At 57.4% G+C, this 24,633-nt stretch carries 21 protein-coding genes; 5 read left to right on the top strand and 16 right to left on the bottom strand.

The window, feature by feature from the left end; all coding sequences use genetic code 11:
* Positions 1-14: 14 nt before the first annotated feature.
* Genes yajC through queA form a run of 3 tightly spaced genes read right to left on the bottom strand, consistent with a single transcriptional unit; the run spans position 15 to position 2,621 of the window.
* Complete coding sequence (yajC, locus tag L384_RS10615; RefSeq protein ID WP_003859109.1) at positions 15-347, bottom strand: preprotein translocase subunit YajC; 333 nt, start codon at positions 345-347, stop codon at positions 15-17.
* 22 nt (positions 348-369) lie between these two features.
* On the bottom strand, positions 370-1,497 hold the full coding sequence (tgt, locus tag L384_RS10620) for a tRNA guanosine(34) transglycosylase Tgt (RefSeq protein WP_003859110.1): 1,128 nt from the start codon (positions 1,495-1,497) through the stop codon (positions 370-372).
* A 53-nt stretch (positions 1,498-1,550) separates the two neighbouring features.
* Positions 1,551-2,621, bottom strand: coding sequence for a tRNA preQ1(34) S-adenosylmethionine ribosyltransferase-isomerase QueA (gene queA / locus L384_RS10625; protein WP_003859111.1), 1,071 nt, complete (start codon positions 2,619-2,621; stop codon positions 1,551-1,553).
* 92 nt (positions 2,622-2,713) lie between these two features.
* Between queA and acpH the strand changes: the two genes are divergently transcribed.
* Together acpH and L384_RS10635 are read left to right on the top strand one after the other, a co-directional pair.
* Positions 2,714-3,295: an ACP phosphodiesterase gene (gene acpH, locus L384_RS10630; RefSeq protein WP_023315511.1), complete on the top strand. Its 582-nt coding sequence runs from the start codon at positions 2,714-2,716 to the stop codon at positions 3,293-3,295.
* Positions 3,296-3,422: 127 nt separating this feature from the next.
* Positions 3,423-4,025 (top strand): peroxiredoxin C, encoded by a 603-nt coding sequence (locus tag L384_RS10635; protein WP_003859113.1) that lies wholly within the window; start codon positions 3,423-3,425, stop codon positions 4,023-4,025.
* A gap of 49 nt (positions 4,026-4,074) precedes the next feature.
* Here L384_RS10635 and L384_RS10640 read toward each other — a convergent pair whose 3' ends face one another.
* The 7 genes from L384_RS10640 to phoB all read right to left on the bottom strand — a co-directional run bounded on the left by L384_RS10640 (position 4,075) and on the right by phoB (position 15,321).
* The gene (locus L384_RS10640) at positions 4,075-5,454 is read right to left on the bottom strand and encodes a DUF3999 domain-containing protein (RefSeq protein ID WP_023324224.1); all 1,380 of its coding nucleotides are present in this window, start codon (positions 5,452-5,454) and stop codon (positions 4,075-4,077) included.
* Entirely contained in the window at positions 5,451-8,060 is a 2,610-nt protein-coding gene (locus tag L384_RS10645) for a DUF2339 domain-containing protein (protein WP_003859115.1), read from the bottom strand. The genes L384_RS10640 and L384_RS10645 overlap by 4 nt, the downstream gene beginning before the upstream one ends.
* 91 nt (positions 8,061-8,151) lie before the next feature.
* On the bottom strand, positions 8,152-9,969 hold the full coding sequence (gene malZ, locus L384_RS10650; RefSeq protein ID WP_023315506.1) for a maltodextrin glucosidase: 1,818 nt from the start codon (positions 9,967-9,969) through the stop codon (positions 8,152-8,154).
* Positions 9,970-10,131: 162 nt separating this feature from the next.
* Positions 10,132-11,505 carry a proline-specific permease ProY gene (gene proY, locus L384_RS10655; RefSeq protein WP_003859117.1) on the bottom strand — a complete coding sequence of 458 codons (1,374 nt, stop codon included), beginning with the start codon at positions 11,503-11,505 and terminating at the stop codon, positions 10,132-10,134.
* An 81-nt stretch (positions 11,506-11,586) separates the two neighbouring features.
* Positions 11,587-12,906 (bottom strand): branched-chain amino acid transporter carrier protein BrnQ, encoded by a 1,320-nt coding sequence (gene brnQ / locus L384_RS10660; RefSeq protein WP_003859118.1) that lies wholly within the window; start codon positions 12,904-12,906, stop codon positions 11,587-11,589.
* A gap of 408 nt (positions 12,907-13,314) precedes the next feature.
* The gene (gene phoR / locus L384_RS10665) at positions 13,315-14,610 is read right to left on the bottom strand and encodes a phosphate regulon sensor histidine kinase PhoR (RefSeq protein ID WP_023315505.1); all 1,296 of its coding nucleotides are present in this window, start codon (positions 14,608-14,610) and stop codon (positions 13,315-13,317) included.
* A 21-nt stretch (positions 14,611-14,631) separates the two neighbouring features.
* Entirely contained in the window at positions 14,632-15,321 is a 690-nt protein-coding gene (phoB, locus tag L384_RS10670; RefSeq protein WP_003859122.1) for a phosphate response regulator transcription factor PhoB, read from the bottom strand.
* A 187-nt stretch (positions 15,322-15,508) separates the two neighbouring features.
* Here phoB and sbcD point away from each other — a divergent pair, with 187 nt between their 5' ends.
* Both sbcD and sbcC read left to right on the top strand, forming a co-directional pair.
* A complete protein-coding gene (gene sbcD / locus L384_RS10675) occupies positions 15,509-16,714 on the top strand; it encodes an exonuclease subunit SbcD (RefSeq protein WP_023324223.1) in 1,206 nt (401 codons plus the stop codon).
* Complete coding sequence (gene sbcC / locus L384_RS10680) at positions 16,711-19,842, top strand: exonuclease subunit SbcC (protein ID WP_023324222.1); 3,132 nt, start codon at positions 16,711-16,713, stop codon at positions 19,840-19,842. Before sbcD ends, sbcC begins: the two co-directional genes overlap by 4 nt.
* Before the next feature lie 97 nt (positions 19,843-19,939).
* Here sbcC and mak read toward each other — a convergent pair whose 3' ends face one another.
* Positions 19,940-20,845: a fructokinase gene (mak, locus tag L384_RS10685; protein ID WP_003859127.1), complete on the bottom strand. Its 906-nt coding sequence runs from the start codon at positions 20,843-20,845 to the stop codon at positions 19,940-19,942.
* A gap of 123 nt (positions 20,846-20,968) precedes the next feature.
* On the opposite strand from mak, the gene rdgC reads away from it, so the two are divergent.
* Complete coding sequence (rdgC, locus tag L384_RS10690) at positions 20,969-21,883, top strand: recombination-associated protein RdgC (protein WP_023324221.1); 915 nt, start codon at positions 20,969-20,971, stop codon at positions 21,881-21,883.
* Between the two features lie 47 nt (positions 21,884-21,930).
* Here the strand turns inward: rdgC and ppnP are convergent, their stop codons facing one another.
* The 5 genes from ppnP to L384_RS10715 all read right to left on the bottom strand — a co-directional run bounded on the left by ppnP (position 21,931) and on the right by L384_RS10715 (position 24,567).
* Complete coding sequence (gene ppnP / locus L384_RS10695; protein WP_003859131.1) at positions 21,931-22,218, bottom strand: pyrimidine/purine nucleoside phosphorylase; 288 nt, start codon at positions 22,216-22,218, stop codon at positions 21,931-21,933.
* Between the two features lie 71 nt (positions 22,219-22,289).
* A complete protein-coding gene (locus tag L384_RS10700; protein WP_003859133.1) occupies positions 22,290-22,967 on the bottom strand; it encodes an AroM family protein in 678 nt (225 codons plus the stop codon).
* Positions 22,968-23,203: 236 nt separating this feature from the next.
* Positions 23,204-23,395: a protein YaiA gene (gene yaiA / locus L384_RS10705; protein WP_003859135.1), complete on the bottom strand. Its 192-nt coding sequence runs from the start codon at positions 23,393-23,395 to the stop codon at positions 23,204-23,206.
* A 44-nt stretch (positions 23,396-23,439) separates the two neighbouring features.
* A complete protein-coding gene (gene aroL, locus L384_RS10710) occupies positions 23,440-23,964 on the bottom strand; it encodes a shikimate kinase AroL (RefSeq protein ID WP_023315502.1) in 525 nt (174 codons plus the stop codon).
* 144 nt (positions 23,965-24,108) lie between these two features.
* On the bottom strand, positions 24,109-24,567 hold the full coding sequence (locus L384_RS10715; RefSeq protein ID WP_023324220.1) for a YaiI/YqxD family protein: 459 nt from the start codon (positions 24,565-24,567) through the stop codon (positions 24,109-24,111).
* Positions 24,568-24,633 lie beyond the last annotated feature (66 nt).

Raw genomic sequence — 24,633 nt, 5'->3', positions numbered from 1 at the left:
GGGAAAAGTTGGGATTACAGCGCCTTCATGGTGCCTTTCGGCAGAACGGCAGCTACGAAGTCACGTTTGATAACCACTTCAGTGGTGTCGTTGAGGGCGATAGCAATGTAGCCGTTTTCCGCTACTTTGGTTACGCGACCCACCAGGCCACCATTGGTCAGGACTTCATCGCCCTTCGCGATGGAGTTCATCAGGTTTTTGTGCTCTTTAGTACGCTTCTGCTGTGGACGCAGGATCATGAAGTAGAAGATCAGACCGAACACAACCAGCATCAGAATCAGAGACATCGGGCTGCCCTGCGCTGGTGCACCCGTTGCTGCTACCGCATCAGAAATAAAAAAGCTCATTCAAATTCCCTCATTATTAAAATTAATCAACGTTCAACGGTGGAACATCCCGCCCCTGACGTTGGTAGAAATCGGTCACGAAGCTCTCTAATTTACCCTCTTCGATAGCCTTACGTAAACCAGCCATTAAGCGCTGATAATAACGAAGATTATGAATGGTATTGAGACGCGCCCCCAAAATCTCGTTGCAACGATCGAGATGATGCAGGTACGCGCGAGAATAATTGCGACAGGTATAGCAATCGCACTCGGAATCGAGCGGGCTGGTGTCACTCTTATGCTTCGCGTTACGGATTTTCACCACGCCATCGGTAACGAACAGATGACCGTTACGCGCGTTTCGGGTTGGCATAACGCAGTCGAACATATCAATGCCGCGACGTACGCCTTCCACCAGATCTTCTGGTTTACCCACACCCATCAGGTATCGTGGTTTATCCGCCGGGATTTGCGGGCAGACATGCTCCAGAATGCGGTGCATATCTTCCTTCGGCTCACCCACAGCCAAACCGCCGACAGCGTAGCCATCAAAGCCTATCTCTACCAGACCTTTAACCGAGATATCGCGTAAATCTTCGTAAACGCTGCCCTGGATAATGCCGAACAGCGCATTTTTGTTTTGCAGGGAGTCAAAACGGTCGCGGCTACGCTTCGCCCAACGCAGGGACATCTCCATAGAACGCTTGGCGTAGTCCCAGTCCGCCGGGTATGGCGTACATTCGTCGAAGATCATTACGATATCGGAGCCGAGATCGTACTGAATCTCCATGGATTTTTCTGGATCGAGGAAGATTGGATCGCCGTTGATCGGGTTACGGAAGTGTACGCCCTGCTCAGTGATCTTACGGATATCGCCCAGGCTGAAGACCTGGAAACCGCCGGAGTCGGTGAGGATGGGGCCTTTCCACTGCATGAAGTCGTGCAGATCGCCGTGGAGCTTCATGATCTCCTGGCCTGGACGCAGCCACAGGTGGAAGGTGTTGCCGAGGATAATCTGTGCGCCAGTGGCTTCAACTTCTTCCGGCGTCATTCCTTTTACGGTGCCGTACGTGCCCACAGGCATAAACGCGGGGGTTTCTACCACGCCGCGATCAAACACCAGACGACCGCGACGCGCGCGACCATCGGTGGTATCGAGTTCAAATTTCATTTTTTCTCCGACGTCAGAAAAACAGTCCAACGTTGTAACACAGTGCCGCGGACTTATTCCCCGACACGCTCATTCAAAGCCTGCGGATTGTACGTGATAAACATCGCGTCACCGTAGCTAAAAAAGCGATATTTTTGTTCTACCGCAGACTTGTAGGCGTTCATCGTATGCTGATACCCCGCAAACGCGGAAACCAGCATAATCAGCGTCGATTCAGGCAGATGGAAGTTGGTCACCAGCGCATCAATGACTTTGTACTGATAGCCCGGGTAGATAAAAATCTGCGTATCGCCAAAGAACGGTTCAATCAGCTCGCTTTTCGCGGCCTGCGCGGCGCTCTCAAGGGAACGTACCGACGTTGTACCGACGGCCACGACGCGGCTTCCGCGCGCTTTCGCCGCCAGCACCGCATCCACAACCTCCTGCGGCACTTCGGCGTACTCAGAGTGCATGATGTGATCTTCGATGCTGTCCACGCGTACCGGCTGGAACGTCCCCGCGCCGACGTGCAGCGTCACGAAGGCCATCTCAACGCCCTTGGCGCGCAGCTTTTCCAGCAGCGGTTCATCAAAGTGCAGGCCCGCCGTTGGCGCCGCCACCGCACCCGGCTTCTGGCTGTAGACGGTCTGATACAGCTCGCGGTCGGCCTCTTCGTCCGGGCGTTCAATGTACGGCGGCAGCGGCATGTGGCCGATGGCGTTGAGGATATCAAGCACCGTGCGTTCGTCGTTGAACTCCACCTCGAACAGCGCGTCGTGACGCGCGGTCATGGTCGCTTTGATGCTCTCGTCATCCCCCAGCAGCAGCTCCGCGCCCGGCTTAGGCGCTTTGGAGGCGCGAATATGTGCCAGAATACGTTTATCATCGAGCATACGTTCGACCAGCACCTCAATCTTGCCGCCGCTGGCTTTACGGCCAAACAGACGCGCCGGGATCACGCGGGTATTATTAAAGACCAGCAGATCGCCAGGGTTGAGCTTGTCGAGCAGATCGGTGAAAGTACCGTGCGTCAGCGCGCCCGTTGGCCCGTCCAGTGACAGCAAGCGACAGCTGCTACGCTCAGGCATGGGGTAGTGAGCAATCAGGGATTCAGGTAGTTCAAAGGAGAAATCGGCGACGCGCATGACGTATACTCGTGACTTAAAAACAGGCGGCATAGTCTAGTGCTCACACCCTTTTGCTGCAACAACTAGCCGCCACCGGACAACGAAAACGCATGAATTTTCTCGCTCACCTGCATCTCGCTCACCTCGCGGACAGCTCCCTCTCCGGCAATTTGCTGGCCGATTTTGTACGCGGCAACCCGGCGGAAGAGTATTCCCCTGAGGTTGTCGACGGGATTTTTATGCACCGCCGCATCGACGTGCTGACCGATAACCTGCCGGAAGTGACGGAAGCCAAAACCTGGTTCCGCCCCGAAACGCGACGGGTGGCGCCGATCACGCTCGACGTCATGTGGGATCATTTCCTGTCGCGCCACTGGCCGCAGCTGTCGCCTGATATGTCGCTGCCTGAGTTTGTGCGCTACGCCCACGCGCAGGTGTCGATCATTTTGCCGGACTCCCCGCCGCGCTTTGTGAATCTGAATAACTATCTCTGGTCTGAACGCTGGCTGGAGCGATACCGCGAGATGGATTTCATTCAGAACGTCCTGAACGGCATGGCGAGCCGTCGACCGCGTCTGGACGCGCTGCGCGACTCATGGCATGACCTGGATGAACATTACGATGCGCTGGAAACCCGCTTCTGGCAGTTCTACCCGCGTATGATGACGCAGGCGAAAAATAAAGAACTGTGATGCCGGTATGATTGATAGGTAAAAGCTGGTGGAACGATTGTTACCACCTCTTTGTCTTATTCCCGTACTGCCTCTATACTGGCCCGCGTTGCGTTCCAAATAACCTTAGTATCTACAGGAGAATCATATGGTTCTGGTAACTCGTCCGGCTCCGGATTTTACAGCTGCCGCCGTTCTGGGCAATGGTGAAATCGTTGAAAACTTCAACTTCAAACAGCATACCAACGGTAAAGCGACCGTTCTGTTCTTCTGGCCAATGGACTTCACTTTCGTTTGCCCGTCTGAGCTGATCGCGTTCGACAAACGTTACGAAGAATTCCAGAAGCGTGGCGTGGAAGTGGTTGGCGTCTCCTTCGACTCTGAATTTGTACACAACGCATGGCGTAACACCCCTGTCGAAAACGGCGGCATCGGTGCGGTGAAATACGCGATGGTTGCGGACATCAAACGCGAAATCCAGCAGGCTTACGGTATCGAACATCCGGACGCTGGCGTTGCACTGCGTGGTTCTTTCCTGATCGATGCAAACGGCATCGTTCGTCACCAGGTTGTGAACGATCTGCCGCTGGGTCGTAACATCGACGAAATGCTGCGCATGGTTGACGCGCTCCAGTTCCACGAAGAGCACGGTGAAGTGTGCCCGGCTCAGTGGGAAAAAGGTAAAGAAGGTATGGCGGCTTCCCCAGACGGCGTAGCTAAATACCTGTCTGAGAACGTATCCAGCCTGTAATCGGCACGGTTTACGAAAAAACCCGCGAATACGCGGGTTTTTTTATGGCTTATGCTGCGCCGTCTTTTTTTACCTCGCGCCAGATGCGCCATGCCATACCCGCAAGCACCATCACCCCCGCAATCAGTACGCCCCAGACCATCAGCGTTTTCATTCTGCTTTCCTGCTCAGCCGCAGACGTCGCGGTTAAACGCGCCTCGCCCCCCAGCGGGACAGGTTCCAGCGTATCCGCCATCGGCAAGGCTGCCAGATCGTAGGTTTTACGCAGTTCGGTCGGGATCAGCATATCCGTCTCCACGCTCGCCGGTTTCGCAGCCCCGTTCCCCCACGCGAGCAGGTACGGCCCCTTCCCCTGCGCGTTAAACACCAGATCGTAGCGCACGCGCTGCCCTATCACGCCCGGCAGGTTCTCGGGCAAACGCGCATTGAGGGTCTTGATTTTTACCGCCTCGACCAGCCCGCCAGGGAGCGGAACAGGTTCAGACGTTTTGCCGCCGAGCTGGTAGATCACCTCTTTTTTCAGCGTATGCCACCGATCCTTATCCGCCCCCCGCCAGGCTATTTCTGCCGGGAGAACGCCGTCGCCATTCAGCATGAAGGCGATCGCACTCAGAGGCTGCGGATGTTTCCAGCGCCACACGGCTTCACTTTCGGATAACCGCTCCCCCTCTCCCGCCAGGCTAATGTGCTCTGATTCCGGCGGCGCAGGCGCGTTAATCGCGTTGACGCCGGTTAACGTCAGGGCAGAACGTCCCGTGTTCAGCACCAGCAGCAGATAGCGATTCGCCTCAGGTGATAACACCAGATCGGTATCGATGCGGTCGAGCTTCAGGCGATCCTGTCCACTCATCACGTCCAGCAGGGGCATCTCTTCGCGCAAGGTATACCAGTTTTTCAGATCCTCGCTGTAATAGACCGATGCCGTTCCCTGCCACGAGCCCTGCGGCGTGTCCCAGAAAAGCTGGAGCTGAGAGAGCGGAACCTCCGTCGCGTTTTCCGGCAGGGTCAGCAGATAGTGCTGTCCGGCAGCCGCAGCGTGTTGCCCTTCCAGCACAATTTCCACACCGTTTCTGGCCCGTAGCATAATTTTATCGCCGCTGTCCTCTTCCCCGCCCGGCGAGGCGTTAAGCGCAAAAAGGCGCAGCGCCGTGGTGGTCGGTGCCGGCTGCGGACGCGTCGTAGTAACCAGGCTGAACGGTACAGGCTCGCCCGACTGATTAAACACGCGCACGTCGCGCAGATCGGGCGATGTACTCTGCTGATAAATCGCCAGCGGCAGCATGACCCGATACCACGGCGAAGATGCAAAGGTATCAAGGGACAGGCCGTAGGCATAATCCCGCGGGGATTCCGCTGGCGCGCCCTCGCTGAATGCCGGACCGGCCATGGCCAGCAGTGCTGCACAAACAACCGCATTCATCCATTTCATTTTTCTTCTCCTGCTTTAGGCGGTAGCGGCGAGAAATAGCCCACAATCAGGACCAGGATCGCCACGCCAATAAACGCGACGGCGCGCGCCAGGCCGCCACCGCCCGCGCTGTCCACCAGCATCAGTTTGAGCATCACCACCCCCAGCAGCGCCGCACCGCCAAGCCACTGCTGACGGGAGGCCTGACGGGTGGCGCGGATCATCACCACCAGCGCGCAGAACATCCAGAACAGGGCAAAGGTGGTCTGAATAAGCCGCGAATGCCACAGCGATTCCATGTTCCAGGCCACCTCGCCGTACCACGCCAGCGCACGCAGCAACGCGCCGTTGAGCCACCAGAAGCCAAGCGCCATCAGCACAACGGCGGGCCAAGGTCGGGACTGCGCAAGCGATGCCGGATAGTAGCGATCCACTGCCCGATAAAATACTACCAGCCCCAGCAGCGCGAACGCCGCCCCTTCCTCAAGCGGGTTCACCAGCGGCAGCCAGGTCTGTCGATAGACCACACCGTCCTGGAAATTGGTCACGACCAGCAATACCACCAGCGCCACAACCACAGGGATCGCGGCAAGGCAGGCGTAGAGCGCAGGCCATACCCGGAAAGGCCATCCGCGACGCCGTACGGCCGCGGAGAGCGCCATAATCACCCCACCGCCGACAGCCATCGCAATGCCGCTTCCCCAGGCCGCCATGCCCCATGGCAGGGAGCGGGCAAACCAGTAAAGCTCGGCGGCAAGGGCGAGTAAAATCATCCACAACAGCGACAGATGCAGCCCCATTGAGATGCGCGGCAGAAGTTTATCTTCGTCGCGCCGCAGCAGCATCAGGGCGGCAGGCAGCGCGATAGCCCAGGCCAGATTTGCCCAGCCGGCCGCCAGAATCTGCTGGTGCGAGACCTGATACAGCACCATCAGCAGCATCACCGGCCACAGCAGCCATTTGCTGGCATCCAGCTCCCACCATGCCAGACGAGCGGCAGCCTGCCGCCATCCCCAGGCCGACGCCGCCGTCAGCGCCAGCACGCCTGCCAGAAGCGATAACTCCTGCTTCAGGAACAACTGCGACGCGCCCAGCAACGCCACTAACCAGAACAGCAACCCACCGGCCAGCAATGCCCAGCTGCCCGGCAGCGCGATTTTCTGCCACAGCCAGGCCGCAGCCAGCCAGCAAAGACTGAGCACTGCGAAAATAAGCAGGAGGCTCAGCGAAGTGACGCCGTCCATTTGCGCCCATATCGCGCTGCCGAGCGCCAGCACCAGCAACGCCGTCCCGCTATAGCTCATGCGCCGCTGCTGCTGTTGCACGCCCAACCAAAGAATACCCAGCCCTTCCAGCGCCCAGGCCATCGCCGTCCAGCGCGCTGAAAGCGCCAGCGGAATGGCAAGCGTGGCAAACCCGCCGCCGATCGCCAGCGCCGCCATAACCAGCGGTCGTCCGATGGAGGGGTAACGCCGCAGCGCGAGAAACGCCAGCGAGAGGTAAAACGCACCATAGCCCAGCGCGCTTAGCGCCGGGCCGTACGTCCAGTGAGACGTCATGCCATACTGCATCCCAAAACCAATCAGCGGCGGAGCAAACAGCAGTACGCCGTCAATAATCTGTTTGCCTTTTTCCTGCGCCCGCAGCGACAGCGCCACGCTAAACACGCCAAAAATAAGCGTATTGGCAATCAGGAACAGCTGACAAATAACATAGTCTTCCGGCTGGTAGTCGCTCAGTCCCCACACCCCGCCAACGCCAAACGTGAAGAGCAGCCCGAGCAGGTTGAGCTCGCGCCAGTGCTGCCAGATGCTGATGACGAGAATGCCGATGGACAGCAGGAGATAGAAGGAGAATAGCGCCACAAAGCTACCGCCCCCGGTAGACAGGAGCAGCGGCGCAAGATATCCGCCGAGGCTCGCCAGCATGGCAAGGCTCAGCGCCTTTTGCAACACGGCCAGCCCGACGCTCGCCGCGCAAATCACCACCAGCAGCGCAAACGCCAGCGTCATCGGCAGCATCTGCCACAGCCGGAATGCGCCAAAGACGGTCAGATAAAGCACGCCGGTCGCTCCGCCCTGGAGGATCAGCGCGTAGATCCGCTGCCTGTGCCGCAGCCGCCATCCAACGGCCAGCAGAACCATGGCAAACAGCGCCGTGGCGGCAAGACGCAGCTCAAGCGGAAACAGTGAATGTTCAACGGTATAGCGCAGCAGGAAAGAGAGGCCGAGGAAGAGCAGTACAATCCCCAGTTTTGCCAGCGGATTGCCCTGCATAAACCAGCGCGTCAGCGAGGACAGGATGCCGCCAAAGGCGGAAGGACGTTTTGCCGCCGGTACAGGCACAGGCTCTGCTTCAGTGACGGGCGGTTCGGGACGCCAGGGATCGACAGGTGCGTTAACGGCCTCTGACACCGGCGCTGGCGTCTTCACCGGCGCGGCGGTCTGCACCTGCTCCGGTGCTTTCTCAGCCACACTACGCTGCTCGAGCGCCTCAATGCGCTGGCGAAGCCGGGCGATCTCCTGCCGCGCCGCCGTGCTTCGGTTAAAGCCTATCACCGCGAGCACGGGTGCCACGACCAGCGCAAAAACCAGGAACAAACAGCCAAGGATGTAAAGCTCGTCCATGTTTCCACCTTCACCGTAAACGATCCGTTAAGATTGACACAAATCGTTGCATTTGCGCCATCTTAAAAGGTGAAAACCATTCTGCCTGCGCTTAGCTGCCGAACCAGACCGCAGCGGAGATCGCTGGCAGCGTGAGCACGCTCCCCTGGAACGTCGCTTTACCCTCTTTGCTCTTCCACATTTTACCAGCCAACAGCGGTGAATCTTCCAGCACGACTTCACACGCCTCGCCCCGGTTGATCGCCACCAGCACGCGCTGCTGGTTATAGACGCGGACAAACACCACCACGTTATCGTGGGCGTACATCACCTGACAGCCCCCGTATCGCAGGGCCTGGCTCTGCTTGCGCAGCGTCGCCATGCGCTGGTAGAGGCTGAACAGATCCTGATCCTGCTTTTCAGGCTCCCACGGGAAGGTTTTACGGCAGAACGGATCGTTGTTGCCGTCCAGCCCGACTTCATCGCCATAGTAGATGCAGGGTACGCCCGGCCAGGTAAAGAGCCAGGTCACCGCCAGCGGCAGACGCGCCACATCCTTACCCAGCAACGATTTAAAGCGTGCGGTATCGTGGCTGTCGAGCTGGTTAAACATCCGCAGCTGCTGCTGATGCGACAGGCCAGCGCGATAGTTTTCCATCCACGCCATGCAGGTTTCGGCGTCAATATGCTGCGGATCGTAAGAGATATCGGTGTTAGCGAGGAAACCCCACAGCGGGAAGGTGAAGCCGCGATAGTTCATCGCCGCGTCTTCTGCATCAGCCTGCAACCACTGACGCGCGTCGCCAAAGTGCTCCCCGAAGACGAATGCTTCCGACCGGGCCGCTTTTGCCGACCGGGTAATGGCGGCGACATGCTGAAGGTTATTCCGCGCCCCGCCTGCTTCACCCAGCATATGCACCACGTCCAGCCGCCAGCCGTCCATGTTCCACGGCGCTTTCAGCCAGTGGCGCACGATGCTGTCGTCGCCGCCGTAGATCTCATTCACCAGCGATGGCGACTGGAAATCGAGCTTCGGCAGGCTCGGGTAGCCCAGCCAGTCCAGGGCGCGGCCATTCTCGTCAAAACTGTACCAGTCACGCTGCGGTGAGTCCGGATTATGGCATGCGCCGCCCATCGACTGATTGTGACGGTCAAACCACGCATGAGAATCACCGCTGTGATTGAACACGCCATCAAGGATCAGGCGCATACCCTCTTTTTGCGTGTTGTGCCGCAGCCGCAGCAGCGCTTCGTCACCGCCAAACTGCTCGTCAACGTGGCGGTAGTCCTGCGTATCGTATTTGTGCACGCTTGGCGCTTTAAACACCGGGTTCAGGTACAGCGCCGTCACGCCGAGCTTTTTCAGGTACGGCAGTTTTTCGCTGATACCGTCGAGATCGCCGCCGTAAAAGGTCGATCCCCCCGCCTGGGCGGTCAGCGGCTCGTCCCATTTTTTCAGAATGATGTCGTGACCGACCGCATGATGGTAATAAACCTTGTCCTGATCGACGGTGCGCTTTTCACTGCGCGCAAAGCGGTCCGGGAAAATCTGGTAAAAGACCTGATCGTTAACCCACTGCGGGCCGTTATCCGGGTGATCCACGGCAAACTGCTCCAGCCTGGCCGGAGGGAAACGGCTGAAACCCTGCGGGGTAAACCACAGCTGGCGGTTGTTCCACAGCAGCTTGAAGCCGTAGCGGCGACGCGGTTGCCCGCTGCGCAAATCGATATTTGCCCGCCACGCCGTGACGCCCGGCTGCGGCTGGCTGCGCACTTTGTGCATTTTCAGCGACGTTTCTTCGTTATCCACTTCGGCGCGCAGGGTCACACGTTCAGGCTGATTGTCCCCTGCCAGCCAGAGCGTAATCACAAGGTTGTCTTTGTTTTGCTTAACAAATGGGGCAACCGGAAGGTGCCAGGCGTTTAACATCACGAATCCCCTTTGATGAAATTGACGTCACCTTGCCACAGGGTGATTAAGGATAGCTCACCATGATGGGATTTATTGGGGGAGGAGGACGGGGGAGGAGGCATCAGTGCAGCCTGATGCCCTCACCCTAACCCTCTCCCACGGGGAGAGGGGAAAAGAATGTTACTGTGCTTCCGCCAGCTGACGATCGCGGCGACATTTAAACATCCAGCCCACCAGCAGCAGGACGATCCACGCGAAGCCCACGTACAGGGAAATACGGGTATCCGGGTGATAACCAATCAGGCCAATGATGAAGACCAGGAAGATCAGACCGACAATGGTCGTTGGCACGCCGCCCGGCACTTTAAACTTCAGCGCTTTGGCCTCTTCTGGCGACAGGCGGCGACGGAACGCAATCTGCGACAGCAGGATCATGATCCATACCCACACGGTGGCGAAGGTCGCCAGTGACGCAATCACCAGGAAGACGTTCTCCGGCATGATGTAGTTCAGGTAGACCGAGAACAGCAGCGCCACGGTCATGACCAGCACCGTTACCCACGGGGTGCCGCGACGCGACGTTTTGGCAAACACCTTCGGCGCACTGCCCTGCTCCGCCATGCCGTGCAGCATACGGCCCACGCCGAACACGTCACTGTTGATGGCCGACAGCGAGGCGGTCAGCACCACAAAGTTGAGAATGCTGGCGGCAAACGCAATGCCCATATGCTGGAAAGTCAGGACAAACGGGCTGCCGTTGGTGCCCACCTGGTTCCACGGGTAGATGGACATAATCACAAACAGCGTGCCCACGTAGAACACCAGGATACGCATCGGCACCGAGTTGATGGCGCGCGGAATAGACTTCTCCGGATCTTTCGCTTCCCCGGCGGTGATGCCGATAATCTCGATTCCGCCATAGGCGAACATGACCATCTGGAGCGACATGACCATCCCAAGCCAGCCGTTGCTAAAGAAGCCGCCGTTGCTCCACAGGTTATGGATGCCGGTTGGCTGCCCACCGTTGCCGATACCCCAGATGATGATGCCGAAACCGGCGAGGATCATGATGATAATGGTCGCGACCTTGAAGAAGGAGAACCAGAACTCCAGCTCGCCAAACACCTTCACGCTCATCAGGTTAACGGCGCAGATAATCAGCACCACGCTCAGCACCCAGATCCAGTGCGGCACGGCAGGGAACCAGACCCCCATATAGATGCCAAACGCCGTCACATCGGCAATGGCGACAATCAGGATTTCAAAGCAATAAGTCCAGCCGGTGATAAACCCGGCCAGCGGGCCTAAGTTCTCTTGTGCATAGCGTGAAAACGAGCTGGCAGACGGGTTGTGAACCGACATCTCCCCCAGCGCACGCATGATGATATAGGCCGCGGCACCGCCGATGATGTAGGCCAGCAGAACGCTTGGACCGGCCATTTTGATGGCATCTGCCGAGCCATAAAAAAGACCGGTGCCGATAGCCGAGCCCAGCGCCATAAAGCGGATGTGGCGGGTGCTCAATCCACGTTTAAGTTTGTTAGTGCTTTCCATTAAAATCTTGCCATTCAACACGAAAAAAACAAAAAACCACGGGGCCTTAAGCCCCGTGGTTAAACAATTTGTTGCCGTTGATTAATGGGCGTTGGATGTCACCTGACGCCCGGCCGCACGGTCCCAGATAATCGCAAGAACCAGCGCTACAACGGAAGGCATCAGCCAGGCCAGGCCCTGCTCGGACAGCGGCAGACGCTGTGTCCAGGCTGGCAGGATTTCTGCAAATGCTGATGCTTTGATCCCGTCAAGGATACCAAAAATCAGGCTGATAAACATGGCCGGCGCAATAATTCGCGTCGAGTTATGCCACCACGGGCGGGTGAAGCTCAGCACCACCAGCACGATACATGGCGGATAGATAGCCGTCAGCACCGGAATTGACACCTGGATCAGGTGGCTCAGACCGAGGTTTGAAACCGCCATGGAGAAGATGCCGAGGATAAACACCAGCGTGCGGTAAGAGAGCGGCAGATACTGAGCGAAGAACTCCGCGCAGGCGCAGGTCAGACCCACAGCCGTCACCAGACAGGCCAGGAAAATCAGCGCCGCCAGCAGCATGCTGCCTGCACCACCAAAGGTGTGCTGCACGTAAGCATGCAGGATCGCCGCGCCGTTTGCGCTCTGATCGACCAGCGTTGCGCTATCTGAACCCAGACGGAACAGCGCCAGATACAGCAGCGTCAGGCCGACACCGGCCATCAGGCCAGCCCAGATAGTGTAACGAGTCAGCAGGCGCGCTTCGGTCACCCCACGGGAACGCGCGGCGTTAACGATAACAATACCAAACACCATCGCGCCAAGCGTATCCATCGTCAGATAGCCGTTCACGAAACCGTTTGAGAACGCCGCGTTCTGGTAGGCGTCCATCGCGGAGCTGATGGGCCCCGCAGGCCAGACAATGGCCGCAACCGCCAGCACAATCAGCGCCACAATTTTCAGTGGTGCCAGGAAGTTACCTACGGTATCCAGCAGTTTGCCCGGATAGAGAGAAACCAGAATCACGATGGCGAAGTAAATGAGGCTGTAAATAAACAGTGGCATCGCGCCGTCACCGGTCAGCGGGGCGATACCCACTTCAAAGGAGACGGTCGCCGTGCGCGGGGTCGCGAACAGCGGGCCAACGGCCAGATAGCAGACGGTTGCCAGCAGAACGCCAGCCACTTTGCCAATCGGGGTGCTGAGGCTGTCCACACCGCCACCGACTTTCGCCAGCGCGATAACGGTCAGTACCGGCAGGCCCACGGCAGTAAGCAGGAAGCCAAACGCAGCCGTCCAGACGTGTTCACCCGCCTGTAAGCCAACCATTGGAGGAAAAATGATATTACCTGCGCCAACGAACAGCGCAAATGTCATAAAGCCCAGCGCGATAATGTCACGCGATTTCAAGTGATGGGTCATAAAACCTTACTGCCTGTGGATGTGGTGTTGAATACGTTGAGATTTTCGCCATCCCTGATGGGACGATACAGCGGAAAATTTGCTCAATTTCAGCGGGATATGCTCCCGTCCTGGCGTGGCGAAGAATAGTTTTTCGATTTACCACGCAAATACAGTCGGTCTGACAGTATATGGGGGGCAATTTAAACGCTTATAACGTTTAAAGGCAAGAAGGGATCGTAAAACCAGAACAATATGCCAGCATGAAAATCCAGACCAACATAATATGCCATGTATAAGAAAAACTCATGGCTAATCATGCGAACAAAAAAGCACCAGCCGTATAATATTCATCCGCGTTTCGCTTGACTGCAAAGCAAACGGGCCAGCAACGCTGGCCCGTGGAAAGGTAGCCTGACACACACGCTGTCAGGCGCTTTTTTTGGCAATTAATCGTTCCGGAATCACGAAGCTAAAGCGCGTGCCCTTACCGAGGGTGCTTTCGATATTGAGCCGGCTTTCGTGGTGGCTGACGGCATGCTTCACAATTGCCAGCCCCAGTCCGCTTCCGCCGGTCTGCCGCGAGCGCGCCTTATCCACCCGGTAGAACCGTTCAGTGAGACGCGGGAGGTGTTCAGGCCCAATCCCCGGCCCGTTGTCCTCGACGCTAAACTCAGCGCCCGCCGGGGTATGCTGCCAGCGTACCGCGATATGCGTCCCTTTCGGGGTATGATTCACGGCGTTATAGACCAGGTTTGAGATAGCGCTTCGCAGCTCATCTTCACTGCCGAGCACTTTCAGCGTGTTATCAACGTCAAAACTCAGGGTGTGCTGATTATGACTCAGCGTTTGGGCTTCGCGCTCCACCACCCGCAACATCATCGGCACATCAATGATGTCATTTAGCGCCAGCGACGGGGCTGCCTCAATTTTTGAAAGCGTCAGCAGCTGTTTGACCAGCCCTTCCATGCGGAACGTCTGCTCCCTCATGGTATGCAGCGCTTTCTCACGCGGCGCCCCCTCAAGCGTTTGCTCCTGCATCATCTCCAGGTAGCCCTGAAGCACCGTCAACGGCGTACGCAGCTCGTGGCTGACGTTGGCAAAGAAGTTACGTCTCGCGCCCTCAAGCTGGTGCATCTGGGTAACGTCCCTCGCCACCATCAGCCACTGCCGATCGCTGTAGGGCATCACGCGGATCTCCAGATGGCGACCGTTATTGAGCTTCAGATTGTGCGGGCGCGAAAAATCCCGCTTTTTCAGATACAGCGTGAACTCGGGATAACGCAGAAGGTTCAGGATGTTCTGACCATTATCATCCGGCCAGCGCAGGCCCAGCAGCTGTTGCGCGAGGCCATTACACCAGAAGATTGTCCCTTCTTCTGTCGTCAGGATCACCGCGTCCGGCAGCGACTCCGCACCGCTACGAAAGCGTTTGATCAGGCTTCCCAGCTCACGACGGCGCTTTTTATTACGCATCTGCATCTGGTGCAGGCCGTAGAGTAGCGGTTCCCAGCTCCCGCTTCCCGGCGGGGGTGTCATACTTCTGTCGACCCACAGCCACCAGGAAAGACGCAGTAAATTCCAGAAATGCCAGACGAGCAATCCCGTCACGGCCACCAGTAAAAACCACGGCAGATAGCCAAAGATAGCCCCCAGAATGAGGGCCGGAATACAGCATAAGATCAGTTCAAAGACGAGCCTTTTCCATGACAGACGTTCCAGCACGCGTCACACTCCTGTCATTGTTCAGAAACGGGTCGAGAAGCGATAACCCGTGCCGCGGACCGTCTGTACCATGCGATCGTGGCCGCTCAGTTCCAGTGCTTTACGCAGGCGGCGAATATGGACGTCAACCGTTCGGTCTTCGACATAGACGTTAGTTCCCCAGACGTTATTCAGCAACTGTTCGCGGCTGTAAACGCGCTCCGGGTGGGTCATAAAGAAGTGCAGGAGTTTAAATTCGGTCGGTCCCATATCGAGGGGATTTTCGCCGGTCATGACCCGGTGTGAGGTAGGATCCAGGCTCAGCCCCTGCATCTCAATCACCTCTTCCACCGCCATCGGTGAAATACGGCGCATCACGGCTTTGATACGCGCCACCAGCTCTTTCGGGGAGAACGGTTTGGTGATGTAATCGTCCGCGCCGGTTTCCAGACCGCGCACGCGATCCTCTTCCTCGCCGCGCGCCGTCAGCATCACCACCGGGATATCACGGGTCATCGCCTCGCGTTTGATATGCTTGATAAACTGTAATCCGGAACCGCCAGGCAGCATCCAGTCCAGCAGGATCAGATCGGGCCAGGGTTCATTCAGCTGGTTCACCGCGCTGTCATAATCTTCCGCTTCAACCGGCTGGAAGCCATTTTGTTCAAGCACGAAGCACACCATTTCACGGATCGGAGCTTCATCTTCTACGACCAGAATACGTCTCGCCATACTTTGCCCTGTCTTATCGTATTTAAGTTACAAGTCTGTAATGCGGCGTCATTATGCGTCAGATTTATGACAGATTTATGAAAAACATTACCACTATAAATGGCAAACTGTTGTTTTATTACAGCGGTTATTTTCCGTTCCCCGAACGTTTATAATCCTGCTTTCTTATTATTGCCACGGATCTTTTATGCGCATACTTCACACCTCAGACTGGCACCTGGGTCAAAATTTTTACAGCAAAAGCCGCGCCGCGGAACATGAAGCGTTCCTGAACTGGCTGCTGGAGACGGCTCAGGCTCACGAGGTGGACGCGATTATTGTGGCGGGCGACATTTTTGATACCGGATCGCCGCCGAGCTATGCGCGTGAGCTATACAACCGTTTTGTGGTCAACCTCCAGCAAACCGGTTGTCACCTGGTGATTGTCGCCGGAAATCATGACTCGGTGGCGACGCTGAATGAATCCCGCGATATTCTGGCGTTCCTCAATACCACCGTGGTGGCCAGCGTCGGGCACGCGCCGCAGATCCTGAAAAAACGCGACGGCACGCCGGGCGCGGTGCTGTGCCCAATCCCGTTTTTACGTCCGCGAGATATCGTGCAAAGCCAGGCGGGTCTGTCCGGCAGCGAAAAACAGCAGCATCTGTTGCAGGCCATCACCCGCTATTATCACCAGCAGCATACGGAAGCCTGCGCCCTGCGCGGCGATCAGGCCATTCCGATCATTGCCACCGGACACCTCACCACCGTCGGAGCCAGTAAGAGTGATGCGGTGCGCGAGATCTATATCGGTACGCTGGACGCGTTTCCGGCGCAAAACTTCCCCCCCGCCGACTACATTGCCCTCGGGCATATTCACCGGGCGCAGATCATCGGCGGCTGCGAGCATATCCGCTACTGCGGCTCGCCCATTTCGCTCAGTTTTGACGAAACGGGCAAAGCCAAATCCGTCCATCTGGTGAGCTTCACCGAAGGCAAACTTAGCGCCGTTGAGACGCTCGAGGTGCCGGTAACCCAGCCGCTGGCGGTGCTGAAAGGCGATCTGGCCGCCATTACCGCTCAGCTTGAGCAGTGGCGCGACGCAGCGCTTAATCCCCCCGTCTGGCTCGATATCGAAATCACCACCGACGACTACCTGTACGATATGCAGCGTAAAATTCAGACGCTGACGGAAGACCTTCCCGTGGAAGTACTGCTGGTACGCCGCAGCCGCGAGCAGCGCGAGAAAATTCTGCTCAACGCCCAGCGTGAAACGCTTAGCGAACTTCGGGTTGAAGAGGTGTTCGCGCGGCGGCTTGCGCATGAAGAGGTGGACGAGGCCAGACGCACCAGGCTTAACGAGCTGTTTGCCCAGACCCTGCACTCCCTCCATGACGAGGACGAAAACGCATGAAAATTCTGAGCCTGCGTCTGAAAAATCTGAATTCGCTAAAGGGTGAGTGGAAAATTGATTTCACCGCGGAGCCGTTCGCCAGCAACGGGCTGTTTGCCATCACCGGCGCAACCGGCGCTGGTAAAACCACGCTGCTGGATGCCATCTGCCTGGCGCTGTACCACGAAACGCCGCGTCTTAATAAGGTCTCTCAGGCGCAAAACGACCTGATGACGCGCGATACCGCCGAATGCCTGGCGGAAGTGGAATTTGAGGTCAAAGGCGTTGCTTATCGCGCTTTCTGGAGCCAGAACCGCGCCCGCAACCAGCCGGACGGGAACTTACAGGCACCGCGCGTAGAGCTGGCCCGCTGCGAAGACGGCAAAATTCTGGCCGACAAAGTCACGGATAAGCTGGAACAAACCGCCGCACTCACCGGGCTGGACTATGGTCGCTTTACCCGCTCGATGTTGCTCTCGCAGGGGCAGTTTGCCGCCTTCCTGAATGCTAAACCGAGCGATCGCGCTGAGCTGCTGGAGGAACTGACCGGCACGGAAATTTACGGCCAGATTTCCGCCATGGTTTTTGAAAAACACAAAGCGGCACGTAACGCGCTGGAGATGTGCGAAGCGCAGGCCGCAGGGGTTGTGCTGTTGAGCGAGGAACAGCAGCAGCACTTGCAGCAAAGTTTGCAGGCACTTACTGACGAAGAGAAAATCCTGCTGGCACAGCAGCAGAGCCAACAGAAAGATTTTCAGTGGCTTACGCGTAACGACGAACTGATACGTGAGCAGCAGCGCGCAGCCGCTTCGCAGCAGCAGGCGCAACAGGCTCTGACGGACGCCGCGCCGCAACTGGCTAAGCTCCAGCTGGCGCAGCCCGCCGCCCAGCTACGTCCGCTATGGCAGCACCAGCAGGAGCAGACCGCCCGCCTGTCGCAAACCGCAGAGCGAATTGTCGAAGTAAATACTCGCTTACTCGACAGAGCGGCACAGCGCGCGCGTATCCGCAACGGTGCGCAGCGCAACCGTGAACAGTTGCAGACAGAGCACACGGCGCTGACGCAGTGGCTAACCGAACACGATCGTTTCCGTCAGTGGGGACAGGAAATTGCCGGCTGGCGGGCGCATTTTACGCAGCTGAATCGCGATAAAAATCAGCTTGTTGCCCAGGCAGCGCGCATGGCTGAGCTTCGTCAGAAGCTGGCTGAGCTGCCGGAGAGTACGCTGACGCTGACGGCTGAGGATCTCGCGACGGCAATGGAGCAACAGGCACAATCGCGGGCGCTCCGCCAGCGTCTGACTGCGCTTCACGCTCGCTATCAGCCGCTGCAAAAACGACTGCGCCAGAATGCGGAAAGCGTGCAGAAAGCGCAGGCTGAGCAGGGTAAGCTCAATGAAACGCTGATCCTGCGGCGTCAGCAGTTCAAAGAAAAAAATCAGCACTATGCCGACCTGAAAGCGCTCTGTGAGCGTGAGGCGACAATCAAGGATCTTGAGAATTATCGTGCTCAGCTGGAAGCGGGTAAGCCTTGCCCGCTCTGCGGTTCACGCGAACACCCGGCAGTTGTGCAGTATCAGGCGCTTGAACTGACTGACAATCAGCGCCGCCGCGACGCGCTGGAGAAAGAGGTTGCTGCGCTAAAAGAGGAAGGATTGCTGGTGCTCGGGCAGGTGAATGCGCTGACCCAACAGATCCAGCGCGAGACTGAGGAAGCACAGGCTCTCTCTGAGGAAGAGCAAGCACTCACTAAAGAGTGGCTGGAGGTCTGCACCTCCCTGAACATAGCGCTGAATATTCAGGATGATATAGCACTCTGGATGAGCGCACAGGAGCAGTATGAACGCCAGCTGTATCAGCTCAGCCAGCGTCTGACGCTGCAAAACCAGCTCATTGAACAGGAAGGTCAGGCGCGCCAGTACCAGCAGCAGCTGACGGCGACGCGTCAGGCGCTGGCGGCCTCGCTAGAGTCGCTGTCGCTTAGCGTGCCCGATGAAGGGGCCGAAAGCGCCTGGCTGAGCGCGCGCGAAAGCGAATATACACTGTGGCAGGAAAAACAGGCCCAGCACGGTACGATTCAGGAACGTATTAACGCCCTGATGCCAATCCTGGAGACGCTGCCGGTTACCGATGATACAGAAGCCGACGCGGTTATACCTGAGAACTGGCGCGGCATCCACGACGAATGCGTGTCGCTGCAAAGCCAGCTCACCACCCTCCAGCAGCAGGAGACGCTTGAGCGTGAACGGCTCCAGCAATCACAGGCTCAGTTCAACGCCGCGCTGACCGCGAGCTGCTTTGCCGATCGGGAGGCATTTCTCTCCGCCCTGCTGGATGAAGCGTCGATCCGCCAGCTTGAACAGCAAAAGCAGACGCTGGAAAACCAGCTCCAGCAGACCACGGCGCTTTCGGTGCAGGCAAGCCAGCAGCTTCAGGCGCATCAGGCACAGCGCCCCGAGGGGCTGGAAACCGATGCCGCAACGCTTCAGGCGCAGTTACATCAGCTGGCGCAACAGCTTCGGGACAACACCACGCATCAGGGGGAGATCCGCCAGCAGCTCAAACAGGACGCCGATAACCGTCTGCACCAGCAGGCGCTTATGCAGCAGATTGAGGAGGCGGCGCGTCAGGCCGACGACTGGGGCTATCTCAATGCGCTGATAGGCTCCAGCACCGGCGATAAATTCCGTAAATTCGCCCAGGGGCTAACGCTGGATAATCTGGTGTGGCTTGCCAACCAGCAGCTCAACCGTCTGCATGGCCGCTATCTGCTTCAGCGTAAAGCCAGCGACGCGCTGGAGCTGGAAGTAGTCGATACCTGGCAGGCCGATGCGATACGCGATACCCGTACCCTTTCCGGCGGGGAGAGTTTCCTGGTCAGTCTGGCGCTGGCTTTAGCGCTTTCCGATCTGGTCAGTCACAAAACGCGCATTGATTCGCTGTTCCTGGATGAAGGGTTCGGCACGCTCGACAGTGAAACGCTGGACACCGCGCTGGATGCGCTCGACGCACTGAACGCCACCGGGAAAACCATCGGCGTGATCAGCCACGTTGAGGCGATGAAAGAGCGTATTCCGGTGCAGATCAAGGTGAAGAAGATCAACGGGCTGGGGTATAGCAGGCTGGACAGGGAGTTTGCGGTGAATTGAATGGGGGACGGTGCGGTCTGATGCCCTCACCCTGGCCCTCTCCCTGTGGGAGAGGGTACAAACATCAAAAACGGCAACGCAAGTTACCGTTTTGCGTTTATTCCGGCCACAGCCACGCCGCGCCTCGCACGCCGCTGGAGTCACCGTGGACGGCTTTGCGGATCGGTGTTTCGCACTCGCCGCCAAATACCCACTGTTTCACCAGCGTTGGCACCGTGGCGTAAAGTCGGTCGACGTTGCTCATGCCGCCGCCCAGCACAATCACGTCCGGATCGAGGATATTGATCACATGCGCCAGTGACTTAGCCAGCCGCATTTCGTAGCGGCTGAGCGCCAGTTCAGCCACCGGATCCTGCTCCTCAACCAGACGCATAATCTCGTTACCTTTCAGCGGCTGGCCGCTCAGACGATGATAATCGGTGGCAAACCCCGTACCGGAGATAAAGGTCTCTATACAGCCCTGCTTGCCACAGTAGCACGGCACTTCGGCGCGGTATTTGAGTTCATCTTCATCCATCCACGGCAGCGGGTTGTGCCCCCACTCGCCCGCGGTGCCGTTGCCGCCAATATGCGAGCGCCCTCCGAAGGCCACGCCCGCCCCGCAGCCGGTGCCGATAATTACGGCAAATACGGTCTGCGCGCCAGCCGCTGCGCCATCCACGGCCTCAGACACCGCCAGGCAGTTTGCGTCATTCGCCAGACGCACTTCCCGGTTCAGGCGTTGACTTAAGTCTTTATCAAACGGCTGACCGTTGAGCCAGGTGGAGTTGGCGTTTTTCACCACGCCGGTATACGGCGAAATGGAGCCAGGGATCCCCATCCCGACTGTGCCCGTCTCGCCCGTTGCCTGCTCTGCCATATCGACCAGGCGGGCAATCGTCTCTATGGTCTGGTGATAATCATCGCGCGGCGTAGGCAGACGGTGGCGAAACAGTTGCTCCCCCTGCTCGCTCAACGCAATGACTTCTGTTTTGGTGCCGCCCAAATCAATCCCAATACGCACAAGACACTCCTCATTATTTTGATTATCAACAGAGTAGAAGCCCGCTTCCCGATTAGCAATGCAAGCGATGCGACAATTCGTTATCATGCCCGCTGATTTAACGACAAGGCCGTGGAAATTATCATGCTGTGGTTCAAAAATTTGATGGTTTACCGTCTCAGCCGCGACGTTTCGCTGCGTGCAGAAGAGATGGAAAAACAGTTAGCCGCTTACTCCTTTACCCCTTGCGGTAGCCAGGATATGGCAAAAACCGGCTGGGTTCCGCCAATGGGTTCTCAAAGCGATGCGCTGACCCACGCCAGCAGCACGGGGCAAATCATCGTTTGCGCCCGCAAAGAAGAGAAGATCCTGCCGACGCCCGTGGTTAAGCAGGCACTCGAAGCGAAGATCTTCAAGCTGGAAGCTGAACAGGGCCGTAAGCTTAAAAAAACCGAAAAAGATTCGCTGAAGGATGAAGTGCTGCACTCGCTGCTGCCGCGCGCCTTTAGCCGCTTTAGCCAGACCATGATGTGGATCGACACCGTTAACGGGCTGATTATGGTGGACTGCGCCAGCGCCAAAAAAGCCGAAGATACGCTGGCGCTGCTGCGTAAGAGCCTTGGCTCATTACCGGTGGTACCGCTGGCGCTGGAAACGCCGATTGAGCTGACCCTGACCGAGTGGGTGCGCAGCGGGACTGCCGCGCAGGGCTTCCAGATCCTTGATGAAGCAGAGCTGAAAGCGTTGCTGGAAGATGGCGGCGTGATCCGAGCGAAGAAACAGGAACTGGTGAGCGACGAAATCGCCGTGCACATTGAAGCGGGCAAAGTGGTGACCAAACTGGCTCTCGACTGGCAGCAGCGCATTCAGTTTGTGATGTGTGATGACGGCTCCGTGAAGCGCCTGAAATTCTGCGATGAACTGCGCGATCAGAACGAAGATATCGACCGCGAAGATTATGCTCAGCGCTTTGACGCAGACTTTATCCTGATGGCCGGCGAGCTGGCGGCGCTAATTCAGAACCTGGTGGAAGGTCTCGGCGGCGAAGCGCAGCGCTGACAGGCAAAACGTAGGCCGGGTAAGCGAATGCGCCACCCGGCATGCTTTTATTTCAGATAGCGGCACAGATAAGAGGTTGGCTCTGCAACCTGTAAATGGAACTCGCTGTGGCCCGGCACGTTGAAGACCTGCCCGGCACTATATACTTTCCACTCCGTTTCACCCGGCAGCAGGACGTTCAGCGCGCCGCTGACCACCGTCATCTCTTCCGCTTCTGCGGTGCCAAAGGTGTATTCCCCTTCCGCCATTACGCCGACACTGGCGCGGCCAGTGCTGCTGCTGGTAAAACCAATGGATTTCACTTTACCGGAAAAGTATTCGTTACTTTGAAGCATGAACTGGCCCTTATATTTATAGAGAAAAATCCACTATAGGGGCCATGCTCATGACCTGTCACGCAAAATCATTACACCAGTAATTCTGACGCCAGACGCGCCATCAGGACGTTAGAGAGCAGCACCGGAACATCCAGCGCCTTTTGCAATAAATCACGATGCCGCTGATGGAAGCCCAGGCAGTCGAGCATCAGGACATCCGCCCCTCTGTCGATCAATTCCTGCCCGGCCGCAATCAGCTTCGCTTCGCTGTCCCAGAACGGGTTAGCCAGCGCGTACAGCGGGGTGTGCTCCAGCGCAGCCCACTTCACCGTCTGGTTATCCAGCAGTTCCTCAACGGGAACGATGACCCCAACCTGATGACCATCAACAATAGAGGCCACCAGCGGGGGGATAATCCGCATCGGTTCGAGCAGAATGGCATTACGCGCGCTGAGTCCTTTAACGGGTGCCGTGCTCATCAGCAAAATGACGTCATAGTCCTGATTGTCGAGCACTTCGATCACGCCCTGTAGCGCGCGCTCGATTTTCTGGCGCGACACATGCGCCAGTTTACCGTCACTGAGTAACGTTGCCAGGGGATCTTCCCCCTCTCCGACCGCGTAGTCTTCCATGACCTCTTCCCGACTGAGCTTCCCTAACAGACTGAGATGCGTAATTTGTTGTTCAGAGACATGCTCGGTTAAGAGCGGTAATACTTCGCTTACAGGCACCACACCAATCGTGAGGATCGCCAACGTCGCCTTCATTTTGATCGCCTTCCGTTACTACCACAACTGCCACACAGGTGCAGGCTCACTACGCTGCGCTGTTCATTTATTCAACAAAACAGCACCAAGCGTAGCAGGGGATCTCAACACCGTAGTGTAAAGATCGACTGGCCTTTCCGAATCCACCTGTAATAACTAAATATTAACTGCTGCTTAACATCAGCGATAAGTTAAAAGTGTGATTCAGGCACGGTTGTAACGAATTCGGATTCCTGTCAGGACTTCTCAGGATCCTCATAGCGCCGTTTCGCATCCAGCGCTTCCTGTTCGGTTTCATGTTCGCTGATCAGCGAATCAGGTTTAGGGTGATCGGCACGCAGCTGGTACCAGGTTACGGTTTGATCACCATTACCTTTTTCAACGGTAACGATGCGGGCTTCACGTGGATAGGGAGGTCTGGTTGGCATAGCTCATCCTTTTTTTATGTCTGAGCTATGAGTATAGACGGCTGTTAGCTGGCGCAAGCCAAACGCAGGGCGGTAATAATCTGAATCGCAACTTTTTCGGGTGACGCCGACGCATCCACAACGTGGTGTGCCGCCTCGCGGTACAGTGCATCGCGTTCGGCGAGGACCTCGCTGACCTCTTCACTCAGCGGTTTCGCGGTCAGCGCCGGGCGCTGCCCCTCTTCCGGAAACGCCTCCAGCCGCCCCACCAGCGTAGAGACCGGGGCACAGAGGTAGATCACGACACCCTTTTCGCGCATAAACTGGCGGTTATACGACGCCAGGATAATGCCCCCACCGGTCGCAATCACGGTTGACGGCGCGGTCACCGCTTCCAGCGTGGCCGTTTCACGCGCACGAAAGCTCTCCCAACCCTCATCTTCAACGATATCGGCGATAGTCTTACCCGCATTCTCCTGAAGCCAGTGGTCAGTATCGACAAACTGACTCTGGCACAAACGCGCCAGCTCCAGACCAACGGTGGTTTTCCCACAGCCGCGAGGGCCAACTAAAAAGATGGGTGGGTTCATAACCAGGTGTTCCCCTTGCTGCCGGATAACTGAAGGCTGTAAAGAAATGATTGCAGTAGATGTTGCGCTAACTTTACTGCAAAGCGGTACGGAATGACAAGCCTGTGGAAGCCACACTGTACCACAAAACCGCCCGGAGGTGGGCTACGCCGGGCGGCGCTTCACTTCCAGCAGCCATTTATCCAGCTCGGCGGCAAACTGCTGGCGATCGCGCTGCGACAGGCTGTCCGGCCCACCGGTTTGCACGCCGCTGGAACGCAGCGTATCCATAAAATCACGCATGGTGAGCTTCTCCCGGATCGTTGCCGGAGAGTAGCGCTCGCCGCGCGGGTTAAGCGCCGCGGCCCCCTTCGCCAGCACGTCGGCAGCCAGCGGGATATCCGCCGTGATCACCAGATCTCCTTCGTCACACAGGCGTACTATCTCGTTATCCGCCACGTCAAACCCGGCCGGAACGCGCAGAGATCGGATGTATCTGGAGGGCGGCACGCGGATATTCTGGTTCGCCACCAGCGTTAGCGGCATCTGCACGCGCTCGGCAGCACGAAATAAAATCTCTTTAATCACATTCGGACACGCATCCGCATCAACCCAAATCGCCATCGTCTCTCCCCATTATGATTCTGGCGACTATTGTCGCCTGCATTTCGTTGTTAAGCTATCAATGAG

Origin of the sequence: Enterobacter sp. MGH 38, from assembly GCF_000492855.1 — a bacterium.
GTDB classification, from domain to species: domain Bacteria; phylum Pseudomonadota; class Gammaproteobacteria; order Enterobacterales; family Enterobacteriaceae; genus Enterobacter; species Enterobacter hormaechei_C.
Note: the sequence above shows the minus strand (reverse complement) of the source record. Positions and strands in the feature narration are given on the sequence as shown.

Excerpts from the sequence above, each read along its gene's own strand:
- yajC (WP_003859109.1), bottom strand. The coding sequence starts at position 347 with ATGAGCTTTTTTATTTCTGATGCGGTAGCAGCAACGGGTGCACCAGCG.
- tgt (WP_003859110.1), bottom strand. The coding sequence starts at position 1,497 with ATGAAATTTGAACTCGATACCACCGATGGTCGCGCGCGTCGCGGTCGT.
- queA (WP_003859111.1), bottom strand. The coding sequence starts at position 2,621 with ATGCGCGTCGCCGATTTCTCCTTTGAACTACCTGAATCCCTGATTGCT.
- acpH (WP_023315511.1), top strand. The coding sequence starts at position 2,714 with ATGAATTTTCTCGCTCACCTGCATCTCGCTCACCTCGCGGACAGCTCC.
- L384_RS10635 (WP_003859113.1), top strand. The coding sequence starts at position 3,423 with ATGGTTCTGGTAACTCGTCCGGCTCCGGATTTTACAGCTGCCGCCGTT.
- L384_RS10640 (WP_023324224.1), bottom strand. The coding sequence starts at position 5,454 with ATGAAATGGATGAATGCGGTTGTTTGTGCAGCACTGCTGGCCATGGCC.
- L384_RS10645 (WP_003859115.1), bottom strand. The coding sequence starts at position 8,060 with ATGGACGAGCTTTACATCCTTGGCTGTTTGTTCCTGGTTTTTGCGCTG.
- malZ (WP_023315506.1), bottom strand. The coding sequence starts at position 9,969 with ATGTTAAACGCCTGGCACCTTCCGGTTGCCCCATTTGTTAAGCAAAAC.
- proY (WP_003859117.1), bottom strand. The coding sequence starts at position 11,505 with ATGGAAAGCACTAACAAACTTAAACGTGGATTGAGCACCCGCCACATC.
- brnQ (WP_003859118.1), bottom strand. The coding sequence starts at position 12,906 with ATGACCCATCACTTGAAATCGCGTGACATTATCGCGCTGGGCTTTATG.
- phoB (WP_003859122.1), bottom strand. The coding sequence starts at position 15,321 with ATGGCGAGACGTATTCTGGTCGTAGAAGATGAAGCTCCGATCCGTGAA.
- sbcD (WP_023324223.1), top strand. The coding sequence starts at position 15,509 with ATGCGCATACTTCACACCTCAGACTGGCACCTGGGTCAAAATTTTTAC.
- sbcC (WP_023324222.1), top strand. The coding sequence starts at position 16,711 with ATGAAAATTCTGAGCCTGCGTCTGAAAAATCTGAATTCGCTAAAGGGT.
- rdgC (WP_023324221.1), top strand. The coding sequence starts at position 20,969 with ATGCTGTGGTTCAAAAATTTGATGGTTTACCGTCTCAGCCGCGACGTT.
- ppnP (WP_003859131.1), bottom strand. The coding sequence starts at position 22,218 with ATGCTTCAAAGTAACGAATACTTTTCCGGTAAAGTGAAATCCATTGGT.
- L384_RS10700 (WP_003859133.1), bottom strand. The coding sequence starts at position 22,967 with ATGAAGGCGACGTTGGCGATCCTCACGATTGGTGTGGTGCCTGTAAGC.
- yaiA (WP_003859135.1), bottom strand. The coding sequence starts at position 23,395 with ATGCCAACCAGACCTCCCTATCCACGTGAAGCCCGCATCGTTACCGTT.
- aroL (WP_023315502.1), bottom strand. The coding sequence starts at position 23,964 with ATGAACCCACCCATCTTTTTAGTTGGCCCTCGCGGCTGTGGGAAAACC.
- L384_RS10715 (WP_023324220.1), bottom strand. The coding sequence starts at position 24,567 with ATGGCGATTTGGGTTGATGCGGATGCGTGTCCGAATGTGATTAAAGAG.